The organism is Nocardiopsis sp. NRRL B-16309, assembly GCF_001279585.1.
Lineage (GTDB): Bacteria > Actinomycetota > Actinomycetes > Streptosporangiales > Streptosporangiaceae > Nocardiopsis.
This window is the reverse complement of record NZ_LGEC01000114.1, coordinates 219,142-235,701: the sequence shown is the minus strand read 5'-3', so window position 1 is coordinate 235,701 and position 16,560 is coordinate 219,142. Positions and strand designations below refer to the sequence as shown.

The window sequence follows — 16,560 nt, the reverse complement described above, 5'->3', positions numbered from 1 at the left end:
CGCACGTTGGTGCTTCAGAGGTCCTCGCGGGCCGATCTGCGGGTGGCCAGCACGTAGAACGGGATCGTCACGATGAAGCCCAGCACGGCGGCGCTCATCAGGTAGATCAGCGACTGCCCGGCCGGGAGCCCCAGACCCCAGGCGGCCATCAGGGCCACGCCGACGGCGAGGACGCCCAGGACGGCGTAGGCCTTGCGCCCGCGCGGCTTGGGGTACTCCATCCGGCTGACCATCAGCCAGGAGATCAGCAGCACCGCGGCCACGCCCGTCAGCGGCGGCGGGTCGAGCAGGACCACCGTCACCACGGCCATCGCGCCGAAGGGGCACGGCAGGCCGGTGAAGTAGTGCGATCCCGGGGCCTGGCAGGAGAACCGGGCCAGCCGGACGATCACCGCGAGCAGCACGGCGCCGCCCGCCACGACGGCGAACGGTTCCAGGCCCTCGGCCCGCATGCCCCACACGACGAAGAAGAACGCCGGGGCGAAGCCGAAGCTGACCACGTCCGCGAGGTTGTCCAGCTCGGCGCCCATGCCGCTGCCGCCGAGCTTGCGCGCCACACGGCCGTCGAGCACGTCCAGGGCCGCGGCCACGAGCAGCAGGCCCACGACCGTGGCCATGGCCGCGTGCGGCAGCGGCCCGCCCGCCCCGGAGACCGCGTGCGCCGACTGGGCCGTGGCCAGCGCCCAGACGGCCAGGAAGCCGCACAGGGCGTTGCCGAGGGTGAGGTAGTCGGCCAGGCCCAGCCGCAGCCGTGGAGCCGTCTCAGCGGCCGTTCCGGCCGGTGGGGGAAGGACCGCGCCGTCAGTCGGCGTCAAGACGGGTTTCTCCGGCGCGGACCTTCTGGCCGACCTCCACCGCCGGGGCGATCCCGGTCGGAAGGTAGACGTCGACGCGTGACCCGAACCGGATGAGACCGATCCTCTCGCCTTGCTCGACCTTCTGCCCCGCAGCGAGATACGGGACGATACGCCGGACCATCGCGCCGGCGATTTGAACGACCGTGACCTCACCGATCTCGGTTTCAAGGGTCCAGATGACGCGCTCATTACGCTCGCTGTCCTTGTCGAATGCGGGGCGGAAACCCCCGGGGCGGTGCTCGACGCCGGTGACCACGCCGGCCAGGGGAGCACGATTGACGTGCACGTTGAGGGGGTTCATGAACACCGCGACCCGGAGGCGCCCGTCGGGCTGGGGGTCGAGGCTCTGCACGACGCCGTCGGCCGCGGACAGCACCCGACCGGTCGCCGGGCCCCGCTCGGGGTCACGGAAGAACCAGGTCATGCCCGCGGCGAGGGCGACCACGGGGAGGGCGGCCGCCGTACGGGCCCGGGAACCGCGCGCGGCCAGGGCGGCGGCGCCGGCGGCGGCCAGGGACGGGACCAGCCACGGGGCCGATCCCTGTGCCATGCCGAGTCTGGGCCTGGCCGCGGGACGCGGGGAGGCGGAGGAGGAGGGTGAGTCGTCGGTCATCGAGCGCTTTCGTCGCGGGTCGGTCTGGTCGCCCGCACATCGGGTACCGCTGTGAGGGGTCGACCCGGTGCCTGCCGGGTCTGGCGGGTGCGCGTGCGGGTGCTTCCGCCCGTCCGCGCCGTGCGCCCCGGGCTGGGGGGCACCCGGTCGCACGTCATGTGATTATCCCTGATCCGGCCGTGGCCGTGGCGCGGCCGCCGGAGACGTCGCCGGCCACCGGGGGCGGTGGTCGGCGTGGCTCGTGACCCGGAACCTGGATGGTATGCCAACCTACTCCGTCGGCTCCAGGTCGAGGGCGACGGAGTTGATGCAGTACCGGGCGTTGGTGGGAGTAGCGTAGCCCTCGCCCCGGAAGACGTGGCCCAGGTGGGAGTCGCAGGTGGCGCACCGCACCTCGGTCCGCACCGCGCCCAGCGAGGTGTCCTCGTGCAGGGTCACGGCGTCGCTGTCGGCCGGGTCGAAGAAGCTGGGCCAGCCGCAGTGGGAGTCGAACTTCTCGCTGGAGCGGAACAGCTCGGCCCCGCACCCGCGGCAGCGGTAGACCCCGGCCGTCTTGGTGTCGACGTAGTCGCCGGTCCAGGCGCGCTCGGTACCCGCCTGGCGGAGTACGGCGTACTCCTGGGCGCTGAGCCGTTCGCGCCACTCCTGGTCGGTCTGGGGAATGCGTGCCGCCCCACCGCTGGTGCCCGGGGTCGGATCCACTGAGTCAGCCATGGTGAGACGCTACCCCGAATCGTGCTCGCGTGCTGCCACGGCCCCAAGCGCGACAAAGTGCGCAGATATCCGCGAAGCCAGGTAAATCATCCTTAGAGGCCACATACCCGTAACTTCACTTTGCGCAACGTTCGGAGCGGATTGTGCAGGGTACGCAACGAATTAGGGTCAGCGGTCGAAGTGCACTGAGGCAGGTGGCATGGCTGTAGCGGCACAACAACCACTCAGAGTGACGCGCCGACCACTGCGTGTGGGAAGAATCAGATACGGACTGTGGTGGCTGGACCAGGCCACCGCGGGAGCCCGGGTCCGTGCCCGGGCCGCCTCCGCGGGGGTGGCCTCGGTCGCGGGAGAGGTGCGCTGGGCGGCCGAGCTCAGCGCCAGGGCCACGGTGGCGGGGATCGCCCGTGCCAGGCCCGAACCCTGGACCGATCGCGGTCTGCTGGTGCTGGCGGGCGCGATCGCCGCCGGCGCCCTGGCTCTGGCGGTGTTCCTGGGGTACGGGATGGCCCAGTGGGCGATGACCGAGCCGGAGAGTCCGTTCTTCGCCGCGGCGGGGGCGCTGGCCGTCGGGCTGGCGATCCTGCCGCTGGGATATCTGGTGTTCGCCTCCAAGCGGGGTGGTGGCCGAGTCAGGACGGAAAACGGAAATCGAGTCGACCGAGTGTGAGCCGACCGAAACGGAAGGAGGGGCGCCCGCGGGCGCCCCTCCTCGTGTGTACGGCGCGGGTACGGCGTGCGCGCGGCCGACTCAGGCGTCGAAGTCGTACTGGAGCACGTACGCGGACCCGTCCATGGTGATCTCGTTGAACTCCACCGGCACGTTCTGCTCGGTCAGGGCGGTGCGCGCCACCTCCAGAACCGGCGTTCCGGGCGTCAGGCTCAGCTCCTCGCTCTCCTCGGGGGTCGGCATGCGCACCCGGATCTCCTCGGTGAAACGCGCCGGTGCCCGGCCCAGCTCGGCCAGGCGCGCGTAGATCCCGCCGGGGCCGGAGTCGGGCTCCCTGATCCTGCGGGCCGCGGGGGAGCCCTCCGCCGGGCCGAGCAGGGAGACGGGCAGATGGGAGACGGCGCTCTGCACCGGGCGGCCGTCCACGAGGTAGCGCCGGGCCCGCCGCACCACCGCCGCGCCCTCGGCCAGTCCGAGGGCGCGCCGCACGTGGTCCCCGGCGGCCGCCTCCTCCACGCGCAGGCGGTCCACCTCGTAGCCGCGGTCCTCGCTGTCGGTCTGCCAGATCGCCCGCCCGCTGCCCCACAGCTCCTTGGACAGGCGGCGGGCCCCGTGTCTTCGTACCGGTCGGAACAGGCGGACGTAGATGCCGGAGCCGCGCACGGCCACGGCCAGGCCCTCATTGATCAGGACGGAGAGCGCCTGCCGTGCCGTCGCCCGCGCGACACCATGACGCTCCATGAGGGAGTTCTCACCGGGGAGGCGGTCGCCGTCGGCGTACCGTCCGGAGCGGATCTGTCCGCGTAGTTCCTCGGCGATCTCTCGGTAGACCGGAGGGGACCCGTTGTCGGACGTCGGCACTACGTTCATCCTCTCGGCCGGGGGGCCAAGCCGGTAAGCCCCGTCGATGCGGTGTGCCCGCCGGGGATCTGTCCACCGGAGGCACACATCGGGTATGTCCGATTCCGGGGCGGTTCATGCGTGATTGGGGGGTGGCCGAAATCGACCTGTAGCGCGCGGGTCCCGTGAGGGAGCGTTTACCGCAGATAACGCGCGAACAGGTGGCCGTCGGCCTCCAACAGGTGTGCCATGCGCACGGGTGTGCTCTGGACGGAGGCGCGTTCCGGCGCCCCCGGTGTGCCGGAACCCCCGGCGACGATGCGGGGCGCGCCGGACCCCAGCAGGTGCGGGCTCAGGGTCAGGCACAGCTCGTCCAGGAGCCCGGCGGCCACGTACTCCGCCAGCAGGTGCGGACCGCCCTCGGTGAGCACCCGGTACAGCCCGCGCTCGGCCAGGGCGTTCACCACGTGCTCGGGGCCCACGGACACGCCGTCGACGACGACCAGGTCGGCGTGCTCGCGCACGTGCTCCAGCCGGTCCGGCGGGGCGTGCGAGGTGGTGAAGACGAGGGTGCGCGCGTCCTTCGGCGCCTCCGTCAGCAGGGCCTCGGGCAGCTCCAGTGAACGCGAGACCACCGCCACGCGCGGCGTGTCCGGGCGGCCCGCGCGCAGCGATCCCCACGACCGGCGCGCGCGGACCGGACCGTATCCCTCGGCGCGCGCGGTCGCCGCGCCCACCAGGACGACGTCGCTCAACCCGCGCAGGACGCCCATCACCCGGCGGTCCGGAACCGAGGACAGGTCGCGGCTGCGCCCGGAGGGCCCGACGGCGCCGCCGTCGGCGCTGGCGACCATGTTGGCGCGCACCCAGGGCTGGTCCAGGCCGACGGGGTAGGCGTAGGCGGCGGCCAGGTCCACGTCCGTGGTCCCGGGAGCGGGCAGGAGCGCGCGCAGGGGCGCGTGGTCCGGGTTGTTCGACGACATGGTCACCAAGGGTAGGGCTTCCCTCCCGCGTGACCCGTGCGGCGCGAGCCGCGCCGCCCGGCCGGGAGCGGAAGGGCCCGGCCGGACGGCCCGGCCCCTCAGCCGCGGCGGGCGGTCCGGCCCGTGCGGTGCGAGACCCTGCGCAGGAGCAGCAGGGCGCGGTCGATCACCCGGACGGGGCCCGAGGCGGGCACCGTCGGACGGTCCTCCACGTCCGGTTCGGCCGTGTCCAGGACGGTCTCCCACGCCATCCCGAACTCCTTGCCGGGCAGCGTGAAGTCCACCGCCTGCGCGCCGCTGTTGAGCAGCAGCAGGAAGGAGCCGTCGCGGATGCCCCGGCCGCGCGGGTCCGGCTCGGTGATGGCCTCCCCGTTGAGGAACACGCCCAGTGCCCGTCCGGCCGCGTTCCAGTCGGCTCCGGACATGGGTTGGCCGTCCGGGCGCAGCCACGCGATGTCGGGCAGGCCGTCCCGGCCCGAGCGCGGGCCCTCCACCGGGCTTCCGTGGAAGAACCTCCTGCGCCGGAAGACCGGGTGCTCCCGGCGCAGCCGCGCCAGTGTGCGCACGTAGTCCAACAGGTCGTTGTCGGGCTCCTCCCCGTCCAGCCCGGCGCCCTTCCAGTCGATCCAGGAGATCTCGTTGTCCTGGCAGTAGGCGTTGTTGTTGCCGCCCTGGGACCGGGCCACCTCGTCGCCGTGCGAGAGCATCACGACCCCCTGCGACAGGTACAGGGTCGTGAGGAAGTTGCGCATCTGGCGACGTCTCAGGGTGATGATCTCGGGGTCCTGGGTGGGCCCCTCCACCCCGTGGTTCCAGGACCGGTTGTCGTCGGTCCCGTCCCGGTTGTCCTCACCGTTGGCCTCGTTGTGCTTGTGGTCGTAGGAGACCAGGTCGGCCAGGGTGAAGCCGTCGTGGCAGGTGATGAAGTTGATCGAGGCCACCGGGCGGCGGCCGTCGTTCTGGTAGAGGTCGCTGGACCCGGCCAGGCGCGAGGCGAGCTCGCCCAGCACCGGCTCGCCCCGCCAGAAGTCGCGGACGGTGTCGCGGTACTTGCCGTTCCACTCCGTCCACAGCGGCGGGAAGTTGCCGACCTGGTAGCCGCCGGGCCCCACGTCCCAGGGTTCGGCGATCAGCTTGACCTGCGAGATGACCGGGTCCTGCTGGACGATGTCGAAGAAGGTGCTCAGCCGGTCCACGTCGTGGAACTCGCGCGCCAGCGCGGAGGCCAGGTCGAAGCGGAACCCGTCCACGTGCATCTCCAGGACCCAGTAGCGCAGCGAGTCCATGATGAGCTGGAGCGAGTGCGGGTAGCGGACGTTGAGGCTGTTGCCGCAGCCGGTGTAGTCGAGGTAGTAGCGCTGGTCCTCGTCGCTGACCCGGTAGTAGCCGATGTTGTCGATGCCCCGAAGCGACAGCGTGGGCCCCATGTGGTCGCCCTCGGCGGTGTGGTTGTAGACCACGTCCAGGAGCACCTCGATGCCCGCCTCGTGCAGCGACTTCACCATCGCCTTGAACTCCTGGACCTGCTGGCCGCGCGAGCCCCGCGCCGCGTACCCGCTGTGCGGGGCGAGGAAGGCCAGGGTGTTGTAGCCCCAGTAGTTGGTGAGTCCGCGCGCCACCATGGCGTGCTCGGGCACGAAGTGGTGCACGGGCATCAGCTCGACCGCCGTCACCCCGAGCGAGGTGAGGTAGTCGATCATCACCGGGTGCGCCAGGCCCGAGTAGGTGCCCCGCTGGTGCTCGGGGATGCCCGGGTGGCGCATGGTCAGGCCGCGCAGGTGCGCCTCGTAGATGACCGTCTCGTGGTAGGGCGTGCGCGGACGGGACTCGTTGCCCCAGTCGAAGAACGGGCTCACCACCACGCACTTGGGCACGTAGGGGGCACTGTCGGCGGTGTTCTTGCGGTCGGGATCGGCGAAGTGGTAGCTGAACAGCGACTCGTGCCAGGTGAGTTGGCCGTTGAGGGCCTTGGCGTACGGGTCGGTGAGAAGTTTGTGCGGATTGCACCGCAGCCCCTGTTCCGGTGCGTAGGGGCCGTGGACTCTGTATCCGTACTGCTGTCCCGGGCCGACACCCGGGAGGTACCCGTGCCAAACGAATCCGTCGTATTCGGTCAGCGGTATACGGGTCTCCTCGCCGTCGTCGTCGAACAGGCACAGTTCGACCTGTTCGGCCGCCTCGGAGAAGAGGGAGAAATTGGTGCCGGACCCGTCGTAGGTCGCACCGAGCGGATAGGAACTACCTGGCCAGACTTCCACCATAGGCGTCGTCAGTCTCTTGGTATCGGGGCCCTCGGAGGCCGTGGGCCGGACGCGCCTCCCCCGATCCCGATTCCGGGAGGGGCGCACCGGCCGACGACCCGTCCGAAAGCGGGCGGTTGCGTTGGTGACGACTACTTACTTCCGCTCCCGTCACCGAAGTATGCCGACCAGCGCCGATGATCATCGCAGGAGTGGCGAAAAGGGTGGTATGTCACAGGAATTATCTGGGTTTGTTGGGGTATTCGGGATTGGCGAAAACCACGAATTCTCTCTGGGCGGACAGGCCCGGCGCGGCTCCCGCTCAGCGGCGGGGGCGGGCGCGGTCCAGGATGAGGCCGGTGTCGACGCCGCGCGGCAGCGTGCCGAACACCCGGCCCCACTCGCCCCCCAGCCGTGTGCGCGTGAAGGCCTCGGCCACCGGCGTCGGCGCGTGCCGCAGCAGCAGGGACGCCTGGAGGGTGAGGGCCATCAGCTCCACGACCGAGCGCGCGCGGTACTGGGCCTCGTCCGGGTCGCCCAGGACCTGGTGCAGGCGCTTGAGGGCGGCGTCGAAGTGGTCGTCCGCGCCGGAGGCGGCGCCCACCTCGCCGAGGAAGGCCTCCAGCGACTCCGGGCCGCGGGCCATCGCGCGGAGCACGTCCAGCGCGGCCACGTTGCCCGAGCCCTCCCAGATGGAGTTGAGCGGGGAGTCGCGGAAGAGCCGCGGCATGCCCGACTCCTCGACGTAGCCGTTCCCGCCCAGGCACTCCAGCGCCTCCGCGGCGAGCACGGGCTGGCGCTTGGTCACCCAGAACTTGCCGACCGCCACCCCCAGGCGGCGGAACGCGGTCTCGGCCCCGTCGCCGCGCACCGAGCGGTCCACGGCCCCGGCCAGGCGGGTCATGAGGGTGGTGGCGGCCTCCGACTCCAGCGCGAGGTCGGCCAGGACGTTGCGCATCAGTGGCTGGTCGACGAGCGTCCGCCCGAACGCGGCGCGGTGCTCGGCGTGGTGCAGCGCGTGCGTCAGGGCGGCGCGCATGCCCGAGGCGGAGCCGATCACGCAGTCCAGGCGGGTGCAGTTGACCATCTCGATGATGGTGGGGACGCCCCGGCCGGGCTCGCCGACCAGGTGGGCGACCGCGCCGTCGTACTCCAGTTCGGCCGAGGCGTTGGAGTGGTTGCCGAGCTTGTCCTTGAGCCGCTGGACGAGGAGCGCGTTGCGGGAGCCGTCGGGCAGGACCCGGGGGACCAGGAAGCAGCTCAGTCCCTCGGGCGCCTGGGCCAGCGTGAGGAAGAAGTCGCTCATCGGGGCGGAGGTGAACCACTTGTGCCCGGTGAGGAGGTAGTGGCCCTCGGAGGTGGGCACCGCCCGGGTGGTGTTGGCGCGCACGTCCGAGCCGCCCTGCTTCTCGGTCATCGACATGCCCGCGATGAGGCCGCGCTTGCCCAGGGGGGCGCGCAGGCCGAAGTCGTAGGAGCGGGAGGTCAGCAGCGGTTCGTACTGCTCGGCGAGCGCCGGCGCGTGGCGCAGCGCGGGCACCACGGCGTAGGTCATCGAGAGCGGGCACCCGTGCCCGCTCTCGGCCTGTGACCAGAGGAAGAACTTGGCGGCGCGCGCCACGTGCGCGCCGGGGCGCTCGTCGGCCCAGGGCGCGGCGTGCATGCCGTGCTCGACGGCCTGGTCCATGAGGACGTGGTAGGCGGGCTGGTAGTCGATCTCGTCGATCCGGTGCCCGTAGCGGTCGTGGGTGCGCAGGACCGGGGGATAGGCGTTGGCCGACTCGCCCCAGGCGCGCACCCGCTCGGACCCGGCGGCGTCACCGACCGCGCGGACCTCCGGCTCCGCCCACTCCGCGCCCTCCCGCCGCAGGCCCTCCATCAGGGCGGGGTCGTCGGCGGCGGCGTAGTCGCCGAGGGGAGCGGCCTGGTTGAACACCTCGTGCGTCGGGGGCATCGTCGCGTCCTTCGGATCCGGGATGGAGAGTGACCGCATCGTACCCGTGCCCGGCCCGCTGAACCGAATCAGGTTCGGTCGGGTTCGGGCGCCCCTGGCCAGGGAGGCGCGAGGCGCACCCGGCCTGGGGGCGTGGCGCGCCGCGCCACAGGGCCCGCCGCTCCGCCGGACCCGCCGGACCCGCCGGACCCGCCGAGCTACCGCGCCCGGGACCCGGGTCAGGGCCGGGTCAGGGCCACAACAGGGTGCGGTGCCAGGCCGCGCCCGGCTCGACGCGCTCGTACAGCAGCCGGGTGTGGCGCCGGTCCGGGTCGCCCTGCCAGAACTCGATCTCGACGGGGGTCACCAGGTACAGGCCCCAGTCGTCCGGGACCAGGTCCGGGTTCTCCTCCAGGCGCCGGCGGCTCCGGTCGGCGGCGCGGTCGATCTCGGCGAGGTCGGACAGCGGCTCGCTCTGGTGACCGTGCAGCCCCGCGACCCGGGACTCCAGGGGGCGGGCGAGGAAGTCGTCGGCGCACTCCTGCGCGCTGGCCAGCTCGGCGGTGCCGCGCACGCGGACCTGGCGCCCCTGGGGCACCCAGTGGAAGCCGAGCGCCACGGCCGGGTTCGCGGCCAGGTCACGGCCCTTGCGCGAGGTCGTCGTGGTGGCGAACCACCAGCCCTCGGGCGTGAAGTCCCTCATGATGACCACCCGTGAGGAGGGCGCCCCCAGGTCGTCGACCGTGGACACCGTCATCGCGTGCGGCTCGTCCACCCCCGCGTCCACCGCCTCGGCGAACCACGCGACGAACAGCTCCGCCGGGTCGGACGGCGCCTCGGCCGGGTCGAACGCGGGCGTCGGACCGGCGAACACCGGCAGCCCCCGCAGCAGATCCCTGATCCCGCCCCGTGCGTCCGTCAACAGTGCCTCCCTGGATCGTCGTGTACGCCCTAGTGTCCGAGCGCGCGGCCGGTGGAGGCAAGGGAGCCGGCGAGCGCGGCGTCGTAGCGCTCCAGCACGACGCGGGCCAGCTCCGGGACGTCGCCCAGCGCCTCGGACACCGTGTGGGCCCCGGCCGCCCTCGACTGCTCGCGCACCCGGTCGGCGAAGAAGCCCGGCGCCAGGAGGTAGGTGGCCACGGCCACCCGCCCGGCACCGCCGCCGACCAGGTCGGCCACCGCCTCCCCGGGGCTCGGCGAGGCCGCCGAGGCGTAGGCGGCGACCACCTCGCGCCAGGGCCCGCGCTCGGCGAGCCGCCGCGCCATCGCCCGGATGGTGGCGTTGGCCTCGGGGTCGCTGGAACCGGCGGAGGCCAGGACCAGGGCGGTCCCCGGGTCCGCGGTGGCGCCCGCCTGGGCCAGGCGGCGCTCCACGGCCTCCAGCAGCAGCGGGTGCGGGCCCAGGGTGTCGGCGTAGCGCACGCGCAGCCAGGGACTGCGCTCGCGGACCCCGGCCAGGACCCCGGGCAGGTCCACCTTGCTGTGGAAGGCCGCGGTGAGCAGCGTCGGCAGGACGACGACCTCGCCCGCGCCGGACGCCGCGAGGTCGGCGAGCGCCTCCTCGGCGCCGGGAGCGGTGTGGTCGAGGTAGCACACGCGCGCGTCCAGGCCCGGGCGCAGGGATCGCACGCGCTCGAACAGCGCGGACACCGCCGCCGCGGACCGCGGGTCGGCGCTGCCGTGGGCCACGGCCAGCAGGGTCGTACTCATCGTCTCCGTCGCAGCGTCGGGAGGGCGGGGGCGCGCAGGCCCCCGCCCGCGGTCAGACGTGGATGCCGCACTCGGTCTTGCCGGTGCCCGCCCAGCGGCCGCTGCGCGGGTCCTCGCCCGGCTCCACCCGCCGGGTGCACGGCTCGCAGCCGATCGAGGGGAAGCCGTCGTACTGCAGGGGGTTGACCATGACCCCGTTCTCGGCCATGTAGGTGTCGACCTGGTCCTGGGTCCACCGCGCGATCGGGTTGACCTTGGTCATCCGCCGGCGCCGGTCCCACTGCACGACCGGGGTGTCGCGGCGGGTCACCGAGTCCTCGCGGCGCAGGCCCGTCAGCCACGCGCTGTAGGGCTCCAGCGCCCGCTGGAGGGGCTCCACCTTGCGCAGGTGGCAGCAGATCGCCGGGTCGCGCCCGTGCAGGCGCGGGCCCAGGGCCAGGTCCTGCTCGGCCACGGTCCGGACGGGCTCGACGTTGATGAGGTTGATGTCGTAGACCGAGGCCACGGCGTCGCGGGTGCCGATGGTCTCGGGGAAGTGGTAGCCGGTGTCGAGGAAGATCACGTCGATCCCGGGCACCGACCTGGACGCCAGGTCGACCATGAGGGCGTCGGCCATCGAGGAGGTCATGCACAGCCCATCGCGAAAGGTCCGCGCGGCCCAGGTGATGATCTCGGCGGCGGAGGCCTCCTCCAGTTCGCGCGCGGCCCGCTCGGCCAGCTCGGGGCCGCCCACCGGGGTGATCGTGGCGTTCATGAATTCCCTTCCGTCGGTCTGGAGGGGGCGCTCAGCGACGCGGAGCGCAACCCGACGTACTTCACTCGGAACACGCGGGCACAGGACAGGCAGGCCCAGGGGTATCCCTCGCCCTGCACGGCGGCGCCCTCCTCGGGCACCAGGTCCTCGTCACCGCAGTAGGGGCAGTAGTAGGGCGCGGCCCTCTCGGACATGGCGCACCTCTTCCTTCGTCGGTGGGCGTGGCGGGCCCGCGGGCCCGCCACGGCTCAGGTCAGGTCGGCGTCGTCGGCGCGGCCGACCCAGGTCGCGAACGCCTCGCCGTCCTGCTTCTGCGCCTGGTAGCGGCGCAGGACGCGCTCGACGTAGTCCGGCAGGTCGTCCGCGGTGGTCTTCAGCCCGCGGATCTTCTTGCCGAAGGACGAGGTCAGCCCCATGCCGCCGCCGAGGTGGATCTGGTAGCCCTCGACCTGCTCGCCGCGGTCGTTCATCATCAGCTGGCCCTTGAGGCCGATGTCGGCGACCTGGATGCGGGCGCAGGAGTTCGGGCACCCGTTGACGTTGATGGTCAGCGGCTCGTCGAAGTCGGGGAGCCGCTTCTCCAGCTCGTCGATGAGCGTGGCGGCGCGGCCCTTGGTCTCCACGATCGCCAGCTTGCAGAACTCGATCCCGGTGCACGCCATCGTCTGGCGGCGGAAGGTGCTCGGGGTGACCTGGAGGTCCTCCGCCTCCAGCGCCGCGGTGATGGAGTCGACCCGGTCCTCGTCGATGTCGAGGATCACGAGCTTCTGGTCGGCGGTGGTGCGGATGCGGTCCGACCCGTGCTCCTCGGCGATCTCGGCCACGCGCAGCAGCGTGGTGCCCGAGACCCGCCCGACCTTGGGCGTGAAGCCGACGTAGAACTTGCCGTCGCGCTGGCGGTGCACGCCCACGTGGTCGCGCTCCAGACCCGGGTCCAGCTCCGGCGCGGGGCCGTCCGGCAGCTCGTAGCCCAGGTACTCGTCCTGGAGCACCCGGCGGAACTCCTCCGCGCCCCACTCCTTGATGAGGAACTTGATCCGCGCGCGGGTGCGCAGCCGGCGGAAGCCGTAGTCGCGAAAGACCGAGCAGACCCCCGCCCAGACCTCGCTGACCTGGTCCGGGCGCACGAACGTGCCCAGACGCTGGGCGAACATCGGGTTGGTGGACAGGCCGCCGCCGACGAACAGGTCGTAGCCGGCCTCGCCCGCCTCGTTGCGCACCCCGACGAAGGCCACGTCGTTGATCTCGTGGTTCGTGCAGTACGACGAGCAGCCCGAGATCGACGTCTTGAACTTGCGCGGCAGGTTCGAGAACAGCGGGCTGCCGATGTGGTCCTCGTTGATCTGGAAGATCTCCGGGCTGGCGTCCAGGACCTCGTCCTCGGCCACGCCGGCCAGCGGACAGCCCAGGATGACGCGCGGGGTGTCGCCGCAGGCCTCCATCGTGGACAGGCCCACCGACTCCAGCTTGTCCCAGATCGCGGGCACGTCCTCGACCCGGATCCAGTGGTACTGCACGTTCTGGCGGTCGGTGATGTCGGCGGTGTCGCGCCCGTAGTCGCGGGAGATCTCCGCGACCGCGCGCAGCTGCGCCGCCGAGAGCTGTCCGCCGTCGATGCGCACGCGCAGCATGAAGTAGCGGTCGTCGAGCTCCTCGGGCTCCAGCACGGCCGTCTTGCCGCCGTCGATGCCCGGGGCGCGCTGGGTGTAGAGGCCGAACCAGCGGAAGCGCCCGCGAAGGTCGGCGGGGTCGATGGAGTCGAAACCCGCCTTGGAGTAGATGTTGACGATCCGGTCGCGGACGTTGAGTCCGTCGTCGTTCTTCTTGTTCTCCTCGTTCTTGTTCAGCGGCTCACGGTAGCCGAGGGCCCACTGGCCCTCGCCACGGCGGCGCCGTGGCTTGGCTGCCGTCGCGGACTTGCCGGGCTGCGCGGAAGAGGGAGGCATCGCGGGTGTCTCCGATGGGGTCGCGGGGTGCTCACGGTCCCGGCGCCCGCACCACTGGCTCCAGCGCCGCACGTCGTCGTGCCGGGCGAACAGGAGTGAGTCCACGTGAGTGGGAATCGAAGAAGGGAGAGCGCCGGGGCCGCGCGCACACCTGAATCACGGGTGCGTCAAAAAGGCGGCGAGATTAACCGACGCTGCAACAGATGGCACTACGGACCCGAAGGAAGTCCACGTGGCGGCGCACGCAGAGCATGGGGTCCAGAGCAGCGATCATGCATTGAGAATGTCACGGGGATCCGCGCTTTGTCCAGACGGGAGCGCGCGGGGTGAGTCAGGTCACCCCCGGGGGGAGCCGCGGCGCGCACGGCCGCGCCCGGGGCCGATAGCGTTCTCCCGTGGTGGGATTCTGGGAAGGGCTGTGGAGGGCCGTCGGCGCGTGGCTGCGCGGTCACCCCCGCACGCACAACGCGCTCCTGCTCACCACGCGGACCATCCGGGCCTTCGCCAGGGACCGCGTCGTCGGACTGGCCGCCGAGTCCGCCTTCTTCTCCCTGATCTCCCTGCCCGCCCTGCTGCTGTGCCTGGTCGGGGCGCTGGGGCCGCTCGCCGCCGTGCTCGGCGAGGACCTCGTCGAGGAGATCCGGCTGTGGATCCTGGACCTGGCGGCCCGGGTCCTGACGCCGGCGACGGTCGGCAGCGTCGTGGAGCCCCTCGTGGACGACTTCCTGGGCGGCGTCCAGGGCGGCCTGCTGTCGGTGACCTTCCTGGTCTCCCTGTGGTCGGGCTCGCGCGCCATGAACGTGTTCATCCGCTCCATCACCATCTCCTACGGCCTGGACGAACTCCGCGGGTGGCTGCGCCAGCGCGTCCTGGCCTTCGTCGGCTACCTGGGGGCGCTGCTCTTCGCGCTGCTCGTGCTGCCGATCCTCGTGGCCGGCCCCGGTCTCGTCCACCATCTGCTGCCCGTCACCGTGGGGCGGCTCAACGTCTTCTACTGGCCGATCGTGGTGTTCCTGGCCGTCACCGCGGTCACCTTCCTCTACGCGCTCAGCGTTCCGGTGCGCACCCCGCTGTGGCGGCACCTGCCGGGCGCCCTGCTGGCCACCGTGGTGCTCATCGCGGGATCGGCCGGACTGCGCGCCTACCTGGACGCCTCGTTCGGCCAGGTGAGCATCTACGGGTCGCTGGCCGCGCCCATCGCCATCCTGGCGTGGCTGTACGTCATGGCGATCGCCGTGCTGGCGGGCTCCAGCCTGAACTCGGAGATCGACGCGATGTGGCCGACCGCGCGCACGGCCGCGGCCCGGGCGGAGATCGCCACCCGCGGCTTCGAGCGGGCCAACCGCCTCGTCGAACGCCGGGAGCAGGCGGTCATCGACACGATCGACGAGTACCACGGGCGCTGACCGCGCCGGTGCCACGGGAACGATGACCGCGGTGAGCCCGCGGGGGCCTGGCCAGATCCGGCCATTTTCGGCGTGAACCATAGGCACCCGGAATGTGTCCACTTCAACGTCGGGTCCCGCAGGAGGGGGCGACGAGGAATCGAGGCGACAGCGAACATCGAGGTCAGAGGGAGGACGACCGATATGCGGTCCCATGGCGCCCTGTCTGCGGTCGCCTGTCACGACCCTGGCCGGAATAGGCGACACGTCCGTCAGTCAGTATCATCTCGAACAGCATTGACTACGCGTGTGCCAACGCCACCGCTCGGTAACCCCCCAGGGCAGCGGTGACCCCACCGTTGACCGAGGTCCCCCGTCACCACGTACACGAACAGGTCCACGTTCCCCATGCCTTCGGAGGCACCATGAGCCGGGCGTCCCGACCGGGGCAGTCCCGGCCCACAGCCGTCATCGTCATCGCCCCTGACGAGCACAGCGCGGAGATCGTCATCGAGGGGCAGCGCCAGGTCGTGACGGGTGCCGCCCCCAAGGAGACGCGCCGTGCCGCGCTGGACGTCGCCACCGGCCACGCCGCCCGCATCGGGCAGCCGGTGCTGGTCGACGCCCGCGACGCCAACGGCTACTGGCTGCTCCTGGCGACACCCGACGGCGTGGTGCGGGCGGCGGACGAGGCGGCGCCCGCCGCCGCGTCGCCCCCGCCCCCCGCGCAGCCGTCGCCGCAGCCTGCGCCGGCTGCGGCGACGAAGGGCCAGGGCCGCTCCTCCCGGGGCCGGACCCTGGTCATCGCCGCCGCCGCGGTGCTGGCCCTGGTGCTGCTCGTCGGTGCGGGCGCCGTGGCGACACGGTTCCTCGTCGGTTCCTCCACGGCGGCCGGGACCGGGGGCGGGGACGGCGCCGCCCTCGGCCATCCCGCGCCCCCCGGCTTCGACGACACCGTGGTCTTCGACGAACCGCTGGCCCCGGACACCCGCCCGGGAGTGAGCCGCGAGGAGGACCTCCTCGCCTACACCGACCCCGACGACCGGCTCAACCTGTTCGGCGCCGACGGCGAGCGCCGCTGGGCGGTCGACCTGCCCGCGGGCGCCGGGGAGTTCCTCGACGCGCCGCGCTTCGTGGAGTACGGGGACGGGACCGCGGTCGTCCTGGAGACGGCCGACACCCTCTGGTTCTGGCCCGTCGAGGGCGGCGAACCGACGAGCGTGGCTCTGCCGACGGACGCCACCGCCCAGTACGTGGGCGACTCGGTGCTGGTGCGGACGGCGGAGACCGCGTTCGTGCCCGTCGGCGCCGAACTCGTGGAGGTCGAGTCCCCGGGCGAGTCCGCGCCCCTGGTGGCCGACGGGGAACGCGTCCTCAACGCGGTCGTGAACGGGCCGTGGCAGTGGGTCGACACCGACGGCGGCGTCGAGGAGGTCCACGCCCGGCGCCCGCGGGAGTCCGGTGAGATGGACGCGATCGTCACCGCCCTGCGCGAGTACGTGATCGTGCGCTGGGAGCCCCTCCAGGGGGAGGGGGTCCACCTGGCCTTCCACGACCGCGAGGACGGCAGCGCGGTCGGCGGCGCCGACATCGACCCCGCGGACCTGGAGGACGTGCGCCACCGCTCCGGACCGATCGGGACCCGCGTGGTCGCCTACGGTCCCGTCGTCATGGACCCCTCGTCCGGCGAGACCGCGGTGGTCCCCGGCTTCGTGCCCGAGATCGCCGTCGGCGACCAGGTCTTCGGACGGCTCGACGGCGCACCGGTGGCGGTCAGCACCTCGGGCATGCCCTCCGACCTGGTCGAGGGCGCGGCGCAGCCCGAAGGACTCCTGGGCGACAACGCCATCGTGGTCCACGACGACCACCTCTATGCCATCCCCTCTCAGTAGAAATCCCCATGAAAGAAGAAAGG

Annotated in this window: 15 protein-coding genes; 3 read left to right on the top strand and 12 right to left on the bottom strand. The window is 72.2% G+C overall.

All coding sequences use genetic code 11. The features are described 5' to 3' along the window. Positions 1-14: 14 nt before the first annotated feature. From ADL05_RS25515 to msrB, 3 genes are all read right to left on the bottom strand, one after another. Positions 15-815 (bottom strand): phosphatidylcholine/phosphatidylserine synthase, encoded by an 801-nt coding sequence (locus ADL05_RS25515; RefSeq protein WP_053619547.1) that lies wholly within the window; start codon positions 813-815, stop codon positions 15-17. Then, positions 802-1,470 carry a phosphatidylserine decarboxylase gene (locus ADL05_RS25510; RefSeq protein ID WP_053619546.1) on the bottom strand — a complete coding sequence of 223 codons (669 nt, stop codon included), beginning with the start codon at positions 1,468-1,470 and terminating at the stop codon, positions 802-804. The genes ADL05_RS25515 and ADL05_RS25510 overlap by 14 nt, the downstream gene beginning before the upstream one ends. 270 nt (positions 1,471-1,740) lie before the next feature. Next, a complete protein-coding gene (msrB, locus tag ADL05_RS25505; RefSeq protein WP_053619545.1) occupies positions 1,741-2,184 on the bottom strand; it encodes a peptide-methionine (R)-S-oxide reductase MsrB in 444 nt (147 codons plus the stop codon). Between the two features lie 250 nt (positions 2,185-2,434). Here msrB and ADL05_RS25500 point away from each other — a divergent pair, with 250 nt between their 5' ends. Next, positions 2,435-2,854 (top strand): hypothetical protein, encoded by a 420-nt coding sequence (locus ADL05_RS25500; RefSeq protein ID WP_053619544.1) that lies wholly within the window; start codon positions 2,435-2,437, stop codon positions 2,852-2,854. 81 nt (positions 2,855-2,935) lie between these two features. Here the strand turns inward: ADL05_RS25500 and ADL05_RS25495 are convergent, their stop codons facing one another. From ADL05_RS25495 to ADL05_RS25455, 9 genes are all read right to left on the bottom strand, one after another. Continuing rightward, on the bottom strand, positions 2,936-3,724 hold the full coding sequence (locus ADL05_RS25495; RefSeq protein ID WP_053619543.1) for a GntR family transcriptional regulator: 789 nt from the start codon (positions 3,722-3,724) through the stop codon (positions 2,936-2,938). A gap of 167 nt (positions 3,725-3,891) precedes the next feature. Next, positions 3,892-4,677 carry a pyrimidine reductase family protein gene (locus ADL05_RS25490; RefSeq protein WP_053619793.1) on the bottom strand — a complete coding sequence of 262 codons (786 nt, stop codon included), beginning with the start codon at positions 4,675-4,677 and terminating at the stop codon, positions 3,892-3,894. A gap of 98 nt (positions 4,678-4,775) precedes the next feature. Further along, positions 4,776-6,938 carry a glycogen debranching protein GlgX gene (glgX, locus tag ADL05_RS25485; protein ID WP_053619542.1) on the bottom strand — a complete coding sequence of 721 codons (2,163 nt, stop codon included), beginning with the start codon at positions 6,936-6,938 and terminating at the stop codon, positions 4,776-4,778. 301 nt (positions 6,939-7,239) lie between these two features. Beyond that, complete coding sequence (locus ADL05_RS25480; protein WP_053619541.1) at positions 7,240-8,871, bottom strand: acyl-CoA dehydrogenase family protein; 1,632 nt, start codon at positions 8,869-8,871, stop codon at positions 7,240-7,242. Positions 8,872-9,100: 229 nt separating this feature from the next. Then, on the bottom strand, positions 9,101-9,772 hold the full coding sequence (locus ADL05_RS25475; protein ID WP_053619540.1) for a pyridoxal 5'-phosphate synthase: 672 nt from the start codon (positions 9,770-9,772) through the stop codon (positions 9,101-9,103). A 29-nt stretch (positions 9,773-9,801) separates the two neighbouring features. After that, entirely contained in the window at positions 9,802-10,560 is a 759-nt protein-coding gene (locus tag ADL05_RS25470) for a sirohydrochlorin chelatase (protein ID WP_053619539.1), read from the bottom strand. A 52-nt stretch (positions 10,561-10,612) separates the two neighbouring features. Further along, positions 10,613-11,314, bottom strand: coding sequence for a phosphoadenylyl-sulfate reductase (locus ADL05_RS25465; protein ID WP_053619538.1), 702 nt, complete (start codon positions 11,312-11,314; stop codon positions 10,613-10,615). Further along, positions 11,311-11,508 (bottom strand): hypothetical protein, encoded by a 198-nt coding sequence (locus ADL05_RS25460; protein ID WP_053619537.1) that lies wholly within the window; start codon positions 11,506-11,508, stop codon positions 11,311-11,313. Before ADL05_RS25460 ends, ADL05_RS25465 begins: the two co-directional genes overlap by 4 nt. A gap of 54 nt (positions 11,509-11,562) precedes the next feature. Then, positions 11,563-13,260, bottom strand: a complete 1,698-nt coding sequence (locus tag ADL05_RS25455) for a nitrite/sulfite reductase (protein ID WP_053619792.1) — start codon at positions 13,258-13,260, stop codon at positions 11,563-11,565. Positions 13,261-13,655: 395 nt separating this feature from the next. Between ADL05_RS25455 and ADL05_RS25450 the strand changes: the two genes are divergently transcribed. Then, a complete protein-coding gene (locus tag ADL05_RS25450; RefSeq protein ID WP_053619536.1) occupies positions 13,656-14,666 on the top strand; it encodes a YihY/virulence factor BrkB family protein in 1,011 nt (336 codons plus the stop codon). 404 nt (positions 14,667-15,070) lie between these two features. After that, on the top strand, positions 15,071-16,537 hold the full coding sequence (locus ADL05_RS25445; RefSeq protein ID WP_053619535.1) for a hypothetical protein: 1,467 nt from the start codon (positions 15,071-15,073) through the stop codon (positions 16,535-16,537). The last annotated feature ends 23 nt before the right edge of the window (positions 16,538-16,560 follow it).